The sequence below is a fragment of the Shigella sp. FC1661 genome (genome assembly GCF_001712525.1).
Classification (GTDB): Bacteria; Pseudomonadota; Gammaproteobacteria; order Enterobacterales; family Enterobacteriaceae; genus Escherichia; species Escherichia coli.
This window is the reverse complement of record NZ_MDGW01000043.1, coordinates 1-10,851: the sequence shown is the minus strand read 5'-3', so window position 1 is coordinate 10,851 and position 10,851 is coordinate 1. Positions and strand designations below refer to the sequence as shown.

Here is a 10,851-nt window from a genome sequence, read left to right as displayed (position 1 = left end):
TTTACGCGTATGACAGGCTCCGGAAGACGGTTGTTGCGCACGTATTCGGTGAACGCACTATGGCGACGCTGGGGCGTCTTATGAGCTTGCTGTCACCCTTTGACGTGGTGATATGGATGACGGATGGCTGGCCACTGTATGAATCCCGCCTGAAGGGAAAGCTGCACGTAATCAGCAAGCGATATACGCAGCGAATTGAGCGGCATAACCTGAATCTGAGGCAGCACCTGGCACGGCTGGGACGGAAGTCGCTGTCGTTCTCAAAATCGGTGGAGCTGCATGACAAAGTCATCGGGCATTATCTGAACATAAAACACTATCAATAAGTTGGAGTCATTACCGCTGCTTGGTTTGATTTACGCCAACGGCGTGGGCATTAAGACCGACGATGACAAGGCAACCTGGTATTTCAAACGCAGCTCTGCAATTTCCCGAACCGGTTATTCCGAGTACTGGGCGGGAATGATGTTCTTAAACGGTGAAGAAGGTTTTATCGAGAAGAACAAACAAAAGGCGCTGCACTGGTTGAACCTGAGCTGTATGGAAGGGTTTGATACCGGTGTGAAGAGTTTGAAAAATTAACCAACGGTTAAGGTAGGCCTGATAAGACGCACCAGCGTCGCATCAGGCATCCACACATTGCCGGGTGGATAACCCCGGCAATCTTCAATTATTGATCCGCAGTTTTATCAAATTTGCCCAGCACTTCACGCTCATAAGCCAGCGCCTTTTTGCGGTCAAATTTGTGTTCCCACTTGGCAATCACCAGCACCGCCAGCGCATTACCCACCACGTTCAGCGCAGTACGCGCCATGTCGAGGATACGGTCAACACCAGCAATAAACGCCAGACCTTCCAGCGGAATACCTACGCTACCCAGCGTTGCCAGCAACACCACAAACGACACGCCCGGCACGCCAGCAATCCCTTTCGAGGTCACCATCAGCGTCAGCACCAGAATGATTTCCTGCCAGATGGACAGGTCAATGCCATACAGCTGAGCGATGAAAATAGCGGCAATACTTTGATACAGCGTCGAACCATCAAGGTTAAAAGAGTAACCGGTCGGCACCACGAAGCTGGTGATCGACGCCGGTGCTCCGTAGGCTTCCATCTTCTCAATAATTCGCGGCAGTACGCTTTCAGAGCTGGCAGTGGAGTACGCCAGAATCAGCTCATCTTTCAGAATACGAATCAGGATCCAGACGCTTAACCCGCACAGGCGCGCCACAATTCCCAGCACTACCAGCGCGAAGAACAGAATGGCGAAATGCACCAGCAGCACCAGTTTCGCCAGTGGCCACAGAGAAGAGAAACCAAAGTTAGCCACCGTCACCGCAATCAGCGCAAACACACCCACCGGTGCATAACGCATCACCATGTGAGTCACTTTAAACATGGTTTCAGAGATGGAGCGGAACACGGTCACCAGCGGTTCACGATGCGTCGCGGGCAGGGAGGAAAGCCCCAGACCAAACAGCACCGAGAAGAAGATGATCGGCAGCATTTCGCCTTTCGCCATCGACGCCACAATGTTCGTCGGCACCAGCGACAAAATCGTGCCCATAATGCCGTGGGAACTGCTTTGTACCGCTTCCGTAGTGCTCTGATATTTCGAGATATCGACGGTCGCCAGCTGCGACATATCCACCCCGGCACCGGGCTGGAAGACGTTCGCCAGAGTGATCCCCAAAATGATGGCGACGGTGGTGATCACCTCGAAGTAAATAATGGTTTTCGCGCCAATACGCCCGAGCTGTTTGGCATCACCCACACCCGCGATACCCACCACCAGCGTGGAGATCACAATCGGCACAACAATCATTTTAATCAGATGGATGAAGATATCACCCGCCGGAGAGAGCAAATTGACGACCAGCCAGTCGCGGCTGTCGCTATGGTAGTGCAGGTAGCTTCCCAGGAGAATGCCCAGCACCATAGCAAACAGAATCTGCCAGGCCAGGCTGAATTTTATATTTTTCATCAGAATAACTTCCTCAATGGAGCGCCGTTCCCCGTTCAGAAACGCGAGAACGTGACATACTGCCAGGGCATGAATTGTGTTGCGTTGGTTTGTAGATTTTTTTAACGCTTATGATCAGTATCATTTGCGCGGTATGTTGCGCAACCCTTTAACAACAGAGCTTTTCGCTGCATTAATGCATAATAACGCGAGTTTATGTCAGGATTAATGAATAACCATTTGTTATGGAAAGATTTTTATTTGTTTAATCTGCAATAATACTGATTAGTGATTATTTTTGGCATATGTTCATTCGATTATTTTTTATGCAGCTCAATAACATAATCTTCATCACCAGATGATTAATCCGATCTCCGCTGCAACAATTTCGCCATATTAATCGACTCGACCAGCTGTGTCCGGTTGATCCGGGGTGAGTTGAGATCCATCACTTTTTGCCATAGTTCGATGGCTTGCGCGTAATTCGCCTGCATAAACGCATCGGAAGCCAGCAGCATCAGAGCGGTGATTTCGTTAGAGTCCAGCGCGAGGGCTTTGTCGATCATTGCGCGAGTCTGGGCGGTCATATGCTGGCTGGCCTGGTAATAAAGCACCGTCGCCAGCGCCGCATACAGTTCAGCGTTCTCACCACGTAGTTGCAACGCCTGACGGTACGCCAGCAGCGAATTGCTGTAATCGTTTTGCCACAGATAGTACTCGCCCAGTAACGCCCATTGTTCGCTGTTTTGTGGATTAGCGCGGATTTTATCCTGCAATGCCTGAAGCTGCGCTTCCGGGGTTTGCTGGCTGGCAAACTGATGTAGCGGATCGCGCTGACGCTGATATTCCGCATGTACCGCCTGCCATTTTGGACTTAACAGATAACTGCCGACACAGAGAAATACCATCAAAATCGTGAGTGTTGTCAGCATTTTCACCGGTATTTTGGGCTCTTTCATCGCTTCGCCCTCACTCGCCAGAGGATCAGTGCCATCAGCAGTAACAACACCACTGGCAGCGCCCACAACACCAGCGTCTGACCCGTTAACGGTGGGTTATAGCGAACAAAATCTCCGTAGCGTTCGGTCATCCAGCCAATGATTTCGACTTCGTTCTTCCCCTCCGCCACCATGCTGTAAACCTGATGGCGCATACTGACTGCCACCGGCGCGTTGGATTCCAGTAAGTTTTGATTCTGGCACTGCGGACAACGTAACTGGCTGGCAATATTTAACGCCTGTTGCTGTTGTTGCGGATTGGCGAATTGCCAGGTGTCTACGACCTGAGCGCGCGCAAAACAGGTAAATAACAGCAGTAGCGTGAGAAGTCCTTTATTCATCGCGCTTCCTCCCCCGCCATCCGCTTAACAATGCGCCCGCAATCATCAACAATCCTCCCCCCCAGATCCAGCGCACACCGCTTTGTACATACAAGCGAAAAGCGTAACGATCCGCTCCGGTTTTTTCACCCATGACCGCATACCAGTCATGGATGCCGTTCCAGCGAATTGACGGTTCCATCATTTGCTGACGACGTGCTTCGTAAAAACGCCGCTCCGGCATCAGTTCACCAATGCGTTGCTGATGGTCAAACAGTGCCACTATCGCTTTTTCGCTGGTGTAATTGCCTTTGGCTTGCAGATCGAGGCGCTCAAAACGGAAGGTGTATCCTGCCAGCGTCACCTGCTGACCCGGCTGTAAATTCAGGCTGATCTCCTGACGGCTGACGCTGGAAACCACGATCCCAGCGGCAAATAACAGCACGCCCGCATGAGCTACCAGCGCCGGAAGCTGCACGCGTTTGCCAGAGACAAACGTCGCCAGCACAATCACCACCAGCATCAACAGACCAAACGGTAACGTCGCGCGGTTAAAATACGGCGCGCCAACGGAGAGGCGTCCCCAGCCCAGCAGACCGTAAATCATCGGATAAAGCGTTCCCACCAGCACGATCAGTAGCACTGCGCAAAACAGCAACAGCGTAGCGAGGATTAACATTTCCCGCGATAACCCCGAAAAACGCACCGCCGGGCCACCGTCCCGCGCTCGCCAGCCATACAGAGCCAGAGACGCAAGGCTAATCAGTGCAAACAGGCTGAACAACGGCACGGCGCGGACGTTATCCAGCGCGAACGCATGAACCGAAACCAGAATGCCAGAACGGACAATTAAGGTGCCCAGCAGCGACAGCATCAGAGTAACTATCGCCAGTAACAGCGACCAGTGGCGAAAAATCCCCCGCTGGCGTGTCAGGGATAAACTGTGCAGCAGCGCAGTGGCAGAAAGCCAGGGTAATAAAGAGGCATTTTCCACCGGATCCCAGAACCACCAGCCGCCCCAGCCGAGTTCGCAGTAGGCCCACCAGGAACCGAGGATGATCCCCGCCGTTAATGCACTCCAGCCAGGTAACGCCCAGCGCCAGCAAATTCGGGCGCTGGCCGCATCAAACTCGCCGCGCAGTAGACTCGCCAGCGCCACGCTCGCCGCTACCATCAAACCGCCATAGCCAAGGTAAAGCAGCGGTGGATGAAAGATAAGACCGGGATGTTGCAGCATCGGATTGAGATCGCGGCCTTCGATTGCTGGTGGAAATATCCGCACGAAGGGATCGGACCACAGCACCACAAACAGTAGCAGTGCGGCGAGCATGAGAGATAAAACGGCTAGCGTCAGCGGAAATAGCGGATCGGTTTGCTGCCGATAATGCCAGGCAAACAGCGCGCTCCAGGCGGAAAGCAGCAGCACCCAAAGCAGCAGCGAACCTTCATGACCGCCCCACACCGCCGCCAGTTTGAGTTCCCACGACAGCAGGCTGTAGCTATGTTGGGCGACATAAATGACCGAGAAATCGCTGATGAGAAAACAATACGTCAGTACGCCAAAGGCGAGCAGCAGGAGCGCGAACTGCGCCAGAATGCCGATGCAAGTGAGTCGCATCATGGCAGGCCAGCGCAACCGCACTCCCGCAAAGGCCGTCAACGGGGTCAACACGTTGACCCCGAGACTTAACAACAACGCCAGAAAACCGACTTCAGGAAGGAATACGTCCAGAAACCACCTCTTTTCTGGCTTACGCCACCGTCAACTGTCCGGCGTAGAGAATGAAAAAGCGCAGCATCAACACGCCGACCAGACTGGCCCCACACGCCGCCAGCACGGCAGGAATGCCGGAACTGCGATTGACCCACGATTTGAGCAACATTGGCACAATCAGCCCCAGCCCGGCGACACCAAGCCAGAACCACCACGTCCAGAAACCGCCACCTAATGCCGCCACCAGCGCACGAACTTTACCGTCATCGCCCAGCGCCAGACCGACAAAAAACGCCACCAGCAGGAAGATTTCACCCCATACCACGGGGATTTCCATCCGGTGAACAAAGTGCGCTTCCGTGGAATGCGGGTTACTGCGTTGGCGTATCGCCATGGCGATCAGCGCCACCGCCGCACCGGACGAGATGCCGGAGAAGAGGAACAGCACCGGCAGGATCGGGTTATTGAGGAACGGATACGATTTCAGCGCCGACAGCAGAAAGCCGGTATAAGCCCCCAGCAGCACCGCCAACACCAGCATCAGCGTTTCCAGTCCGCGATGAACGGGCGTCAGCAGGCTCAGAACCTTTTGCACGATCCCCAGCTTCGGCAACCAGCGTTGTTGCAGGGCAAGCAAATCATGTTCAAAGATTTTCGCCAGCCACAGCACCAGCACCACCATGTAAAGCTCAAACAGCATCACCCCCATCGACATCACCGAGGTAAAACTGTAGTGGAACATCAGCTTCCAGAAGGTCCACGGTCTTGTCAGGTGGAAGACGAGGATCAACAGACCGAGGATCACCGCGCCCGGCCCGACAATCAGCGTGGTGCGCAGCAACGTACTGTCTGCACCGCCCGCCTGCGGGTAGAAGCGACGTAACAGCACGGCCAGCGTCACCAGACCGGCAGAAATACCAATCAAAAACAGGTAGATGGCAATCGGCCAGTCCCACACCAGCGATTCAAAATGAAATGCGGAAGTCTGCGTCATTGGCTCACCTCCCCGTATTTAAACGGTACGCGGTACAGCTTCGGTTTGGTTCCCAGCGCCAGCTTGTAGCGGTAAGTAGGCTTCTGGCGCAGCAGTTGCGAAATCTCACTGTTAGGATCGTCCAGATTGCCAAACGTCAGCGCCTTCGTCGGGCAAGCCTCAACGCACGCGGGCAGCTTACCGGCCTGCAAATTGGTTTTACGGCAGAAATCGCATTTGTCCGCCGTCTTCGTGACCGGATGGATAAAGCGCACGCGGTACGGACAGGCGGCGATGCAGTACTGACAACCGACGCAGAGATCAGGATTAACATCGACAATCCCGCTAGCGGCATCACGAAAAGACGCACCGGTCGGGCAGACGTCAACGCACGGCGCATGATCGCAGTGCTGGCAAGACTTACGGAAGAAGCGATATTTCACATCAGGAAATTCGCCCTGCGGCTCGCTACGAATAATCGTCAGGCGCGAGACGCCTTCCGGCACCTTGTTCACTTCTCGACAAGCATCCATACAGGCGGTACAGCCGATGCATAACGACTCGTCATGCACCATGCCGTAACGCACCCCATTGATATTCAACGTTTTCGCCACCACGCGCCCTGCGGTGCCGCTGACGGCTGCCAGCACGCCGACGCCGGTGAGAAACTGGCGACGAGACCAGGTCATGGCTGCTCCTTAAGCAACGGAACAGACGCCGGGTTAAAGTTCGGATTGGTGCGCTGATCGCTGTGGCAATCGACGCAAATCTTAATCCGTCCTTTGTCACTTAACGTCTGCATCGTATCTTGCTGTGGATGCAGGGAATGGCAGCTGGCGCACGCCACTTTGGTTACGTGGACATCGTGCGGCCAGAACGCTTTTTGCAACTGTTCCGGCAGATGACAGGACATACAGACGCTGTTCTGCTCTCCGACCTTGTACATCGGCTCGTTAAAGCGCATCACATCTTTCACCCCTTCGCGGTGTTGCGGTGATGGCTGGCCGTGACAGTTGGTGCAGGTGACCGGCAATTTGTTATTCGGGTTGATAACGGAAGCATGTTTGCCATGCATACCTTCGGTATCTGGTTTATGACAGTCCAGACAGGCGGCATCCGGGTTACGCTGCTGGGTAACTTCGTAGCGATCACCAGATGCCTGCGCCGCAGGGGTAGCGGTAATTCCGTTCAGGCTCCACAACAGGCCCGACGCCAGCACCCCAGCAGTTAATAACGAACGTAATACGCTCATATTCACTCCATTGTGTTTTCCGCCCCTTGCGAGGCGGAACGGGGTTATTGGCTTAACAGACCGTTTTTACGTGCCTGTTCTTCCCACTGCGGGATCACCGTTTTGATGAAGTCCTGCTTCTCGGCCTTGATTTGTTCCATGTTCAGGCCAATGGCCTGCTGGGCTTTCTCTTTGGTTGAGATATCCGGGATCTGGATTTCATGGGTGATGCCTTTGGTCGCCAGCAGGCGCGCCAGTTTGGTGCGTGCATCCGCCGCTTTATCCATCGCCGTACCGAGCATCCGTAAACCTTCTTCCGGTGCGTGCATATGAATGCCGTGGGAAGCGATCGCCAGATCCCAGCGCCACTGGGCATGACGGATATCGTCCTGAATTGGCTTCATTTCAGCTTCCGTCGCGCCTGCATCCAGCGCTGCTTTCGCTTCGAAGTGAGCGTGAACCAGTTGATCTTCAACCTTGATTTTCAGGTCGTTAATCGACTGCTTACGTTCCGCGACCACTTTTTGCAAGGCAGCTTTGTCCTGGGTATGGCAGTTCGCACAAGTCTGGGCGAAGTTATCAAACGGATTACCAATTTTATGGTCGGTGTAGAGTTTGCCTTCGGCGTTCTGCACTTTTGGCATATGGCAGTCGATACAGGTCACGTTGTTTTTACCGTGAATGCCCGCTGTCCAGGTTTCATATTCCGGGTGCTGCGCTTTCAGCATTGGCGTTTTCGACAGGGAGTTAGTCCAGTCAGAGAAGGCAATTTTGTCGTAATACTGCTCCATATTTTCGACTTTCATGCCGTCATCCCACGGGAATTTAACCGCTTTGTTTTTGCCGTCGAAGTAATACTCCACATGGCACTGACCGCAAACCATCGATTGCTGGTCGAAACGTCCGGCTTTCTCAAAAGGTTTACCAATGGCTTCCATCGCGCGAGCCGCATACGGACGGGAAAGGGTTAACTCCGGTTTGCCTTTGGCGAACTCTGGTGAGGCGGTGTTATGGCAGTCGGCACAACCTAAGTTGTTGACGATTTCCGGGCCGCCGCGCGCCCACTTACCGTGGAAGTAGCCATCTTCGCCGTCTTTCTGGATCAGACGCGCCACATCCGGGCTTTTACAACTCCAGCACGCCATCGGTAGCGGACCATCTTCAGCGTTTTTCGGCGCACCGGTACGCAGGGTTTCACGCACATCGGTCACAGCAAAGGCATGTCCACGCGGCTTGTTGTAATCGCGCGAGAAGGGATACCCCGCCCACAGGATCACCAGCCGTGGATCTTCCGCCAGGGCGTCAACACGCTCTGACTGTTCCGAGGTGGCTTTCCAGGAGAGATATTGATCGGGATGCTGCGGGGCAAAGGTTTCATTCTTCGCTTCCACAGTTACAGGTTTTGCGGGAGCTGCCGTTTGTTCAGCGTGAACAGAAGTGAAAAAGAAAAAAGGAATCAATAAGCTGAAGATACGGCGTGCGTTTATTTTTATCCTTGTCATAGGGGCTTCATCCGAATTGCGCCATTGTTGCAATGGCGGTTTTTATTGTTTTTCACGACAGTAACCGCACCTACACTGTCATGACATTGCTCGCCCCTATGTGTAACAAATAACCACACTGTGAATGTTGTCTTTAATCAATTGTAAGTGCATGTAAAATACCATTTTAGAGTTAGTCAGTATCTTCCTCTTTTTCAACAGCATGCATAACTGCATGTTCCTCAAAGAATTAATCAACTTTTGTTGCTGACCTTCAAAAATTACCCTGCCGTTTATTTGCACAATTCTACTTTTGCGTGATCTGTCGCCCAAATACTAAACAAAACTGCCAATACCCCTACATTTAACGCCTATGCCACATATTATTAATATTCTACAAGGAGAACAAAAGCATGAGCCAAATTCACAAACACACCATTCCTGCCAACATCGCAGACCGTTGCCTGATAAACCCTCAGCAGTACGAGGCAATGTATCAACAATCTATTAACGTACCTGATACCTTCTGGGGCGAACAGGGAAAAATTCTTGACTGGATCAAACCTTACCAGAAGGTGAAAAACACCTCCTTTGCCCCCGGTAATGTGTCCATTAAATGGTACGAGGACGGCCGCTGAATCTGGCGGCAAACTGCCTTGACCGCCATCTGCAAGAAAACGGCGATCGTACCGCCATCATCTGGGAAGGCGACGACGGCAGCCAGAGCAAACATATCAGCTATAAAGAGCTGCACCGCGACGTCTGCCGCTTCGCCAATACCCTGCTCGAGCTGGGCATTAAAAAAGGTGATGTGGTGGCGATTTATATGCCGATGGTGCCGGAAGCCGCGGTTGCGATGCTGGCCTGCGCCCGCATTGGCGCGGTGCATTCGGTGATTTTCGGCGGCTTCTCGCCGGAAGCCGTTGCCGGGCGCATTATTGATTCCAACTCACGACTGGTGATCACTTCCGACGAAGGTGTGCGTGCCGGGCGCAGTATTCCGCTGAAGAAAAACGTTGATGACGCGCTGAAAAACCCGAACGTCACCAGCGTAGAGCATGTGGTGGTACTGAAGCGTACTGGCGGGAAAATTGACTGGCAGGAAGGGCGCGACCTGTGGTGGCACGACCTGGTTGAGCAAGCGAGCGATCAGCACCAGGCGGAAGAGATGAACGCCGAAGATCCGCTGTTTATTCTCTACACCTCCGGTTCTACCGGTAAGCCAAAAGGTGTGCTGCATACTACCGGCGGTTATCTGGTGTACGCGGCGCTGACCTTTAAATATGTCTTTGATTATCATCCGGGTGATATCTACTGGTGCACCGCCGATGTGGGCTGGGTGACCGGACACAGTTACTTGCTGTACGGCCCGCTGGCCTGCGGTGCGACCACGCTGATGTTTGAAGGCGTACCCAACTGGCCGACGCCTGCCCGTATGGCGCAGGTGGTGGACAAGCATCAGGTCAATATTCTCTATACCGCACCCACGGCGATCCGCGCGCTGATGGCGGAAGGCGATAAAGCGATCGAGGGTACCGACCGTTCGTCGCTGCGCATTCTCGGTTCCGTGGGCGAGCCAATTAACCCGGAAGCGTGGGAGTGGTACTGGAAAAAAATCGGCAACGAGAAATGTCCGGTGGTCGATACCTGGTGGCAGACCGAAACTGGCGGTTTCATGATCACGCCACTGCCTGGCGCTACCGAAGGCAGCCTGGTGATCACCGACTCCTGGCCGGGTCAGGCGCGTACGCTGTTTGGCGATCACGAACGTTTTGAACAGACCTACTTCTCCATAGACTGGCCCCCTGAATCTCCAGACAACCAGTATCACTTAAATAAGTGATAGTCTTAATACTAGTTTTTAGACTAGTCATTGGAGTACAGATGATTGATGTCTTAGGGCCGGAGAAACGCAGACGGCGTACCACACAGGAAAAGATCGCAATTGTTCAGCAGAGCTTTGAACCGGGGATGACGGTCTCCCTCGTTGCCCGGCAACATGGTGTAGCAGCCAGCCAGTTATTTCTCTGGCGTAAGCAATACCAGGAAGGAAGTCTTACTGCTGTGGCCGCCGGAGAACAGGTTGTTCCTGCCTCTGAACTTGCTGCCGCCATGAAGCAGATTAAAGAACTCCAGCGCCTGCTCGGCAAGAAAACGATGGAAAATGAACT

9 protein-coding genes and 3 pseudogenes are annotated in these 10,851 nt (G+C 53.5%); 4 read left to right on the top strand and 8 right to left on the bottom strand.

The genetic code is table 11. From position 1 onward, the window contains the following. Together BFF42_RS03470 and yjcO are read left to right on the top strand one after the other, a co-directional pair. Positions 1-326: pseudogene (locus tag BFF42_RS03470) on the top strand (IS1-like element IS1B family transposase); the annotation flags it as partial. A 16-nt stretch (positions 327-342) separates the two neighbouring features. After that, positions 343-593, top strand: a pseudogene (gene yjcO, locus BFF42_RS03465) (Sel1 family TPR-like repeat protein YjcO); the annotation flags it as partial. A gap of 77 nt (positions 594-670) precedes the next feature. Here yjcO and gltP read toward each other — a convergent pair. The 8 genes from gltP to nrfA form a co-directional block, all read right to left on the bottom strand. After that, positions 671-1,984: a glutamate/aspartate:proton symporter GltP gene (gltP, locus tag BFF42_RS03460; RefSeq protein ID WP_000789589.1), complete on the bottom strand. Its 1,314-nt coding sequence runs from the start codon at positions 1,982-1,984 to the stop codon at positions 671-673. 341 nt (positions 1,985-2,325) lie between these two features. Continuing rightward, positions 2,326-2,922, bottom strand: coding sequence for a heme lyase NrfEFG subunit NrfG (nrfG, locus tag BFF42_RS03455; RefSeq protein WP_000662608.1), 597 nt, complete (start codon positions 2,920-2,922; stop codon positions 2,326-2,328). Next, positions 2,919-3,302, bottom strand: coding sequence for a heme lyase NrfEFG subunit NrfF (gene nrfF, locus BFF42_RS03450; protein WP_001032546.1), 384 nt, complete (start codon positions 3,300-3,302; stop codon positions 2,919-2,921). The genes nrfG and nrfF overlap by 4 nt, the downstream gene beginning before the upstream one ends. Then, positions 3,295-5,013 (bottom strand): heme lyase CcmF/NrfE family subunit, encoded by a 1,719-nt coding sequence (locus BFF42_RS03445; RefSeq protein ID WP_071821661.1) that lies wholly within the window; start codon positions 5,011-5,013, stop codon positions 3,295-3,297. The genes nrfF and BFF42_RS03445 overlap by 8 nt, the downstream gene beginning before the upstream one ends. Before the next feature lie 19 nt (positions 5,014-5,032). Then, on the bottom strand, positions 5,033-5,989 hold the full coding sequence (gene nrfD, locus BFF42_RS03440) for a cytochrome c nitrite reductase subunit NrfD (protein ID WP_000195157.1): 957 nt from the start codon (positions 5,987-5,989) through the stop codon (positions 5,033-5,035). Further along, entirely contained in the window at positions 5,986-6,657 is a 672-nt protein-coding gene (nrfC, locus tag BFF42_RS03435) for a cytochrome c nitrite reductase Fe-S protein (RefSeq protein WP_000220281.1), read from the bottom strand. Before nrfC ends, nrfD begins: the two co-directional genes overlap by 4 nt. Further along, positions 6,654-7,220: a cytochrome c nitrite reductase pentaheme subunit gene (gene nrfB, locus BFF42_RS03430; protein ID WP_001296647.1), complete on the bottom strand. Its 567-nt coding sequence runs from the start codon at positions 7,218-7,220 to the stop codon at positions 6,654-6,656. The genes nrfC and nrfB overlap by 4 nt, the downstream gene beginning before the upstream one ends. A 44-nt stretch (positions 7,221-7,264) precedes the next feature. Continuing rightward, entirely contained in the window at positions 7,265-8,701 is a 1,437-nt protein-coding gene (gene nrfA / locus BFF42_RS03425) for an ammonia-forming nitrite reductase cytochrome c552 subunit (RefSeq protein ID WP_000196875.1), read from the bottom strand. A 392-nt stretch (positions 8,702-9,093) separates the two neighbouring features. On the opposite strand from nrfA, the pseudogene BFF42_RS03420 reads away from it, so the two are divergent. Both BFF42_RS03420 and BFF42_RS03415 read left to right on the top strand, forming a co-directional pair. After that, positions 9,094-10,472 (top strand): annotated as a pseudogene (locus tag BFF42_RS03420) (acetate--CoA ligase); the annotation flags it as partial. A gap of 92 nt (positions 10,473-10,564) precedes the next feature. Beyond that, the coding region (locus BFF42_RS03415; protein WP_000567737.1) for a transposase at positions 10,565-10,851 on the top strand (287 nt) is incomplete at its 3' end.

Coding starts and splice junctions, on each gene's coding strand:
- nrfB (WP_001296647.1), bottom strand. CDS start 7,220: ATGAGCGTATTACGTTCGTTATTAACTGCTGGGGTGCTGGCGTCGGGC.
- nrfF (WP_001032546.1), bottom strand. CDS start 3,302: ATGAATAAAGGACTTCTCACGCTACTGCTGTTATTTACCTGTTTTGCG.
- nrfD (WP_000195157.1), bottom strand. CDS start 5,989: ATGACGCAGACTTCCGCATTTCATTTTGAATCGCTGGTGTGGGACTGG.
- nrfC (WP_000220281.1), bottom strand. CDS start 6,657: ATGACCTGGTCTCGTCGCCAGTTTCTCACCGGCGTCGGCGTGCTGGCA.
- gltP (WP_000789589.1), bottom strand. CDS start 1,984: ATGAAAAATATAAAATTCAGCCTGGCCTGGCAGATTCTGTTTGCTATG.
- nrfG (WP_000662608.1), bottom strand. CDS start 2,922: ATGAAAGAGCCCAAAATACCGGTGAAAATGCTGACAACACTCACGATT.
- nrfA (WP_000196875.1), bottom strand. CDS start 8,701: ATGACAAGGATAAAAATAAACGCACGCCGTATCTTCAGCTTATTGATT.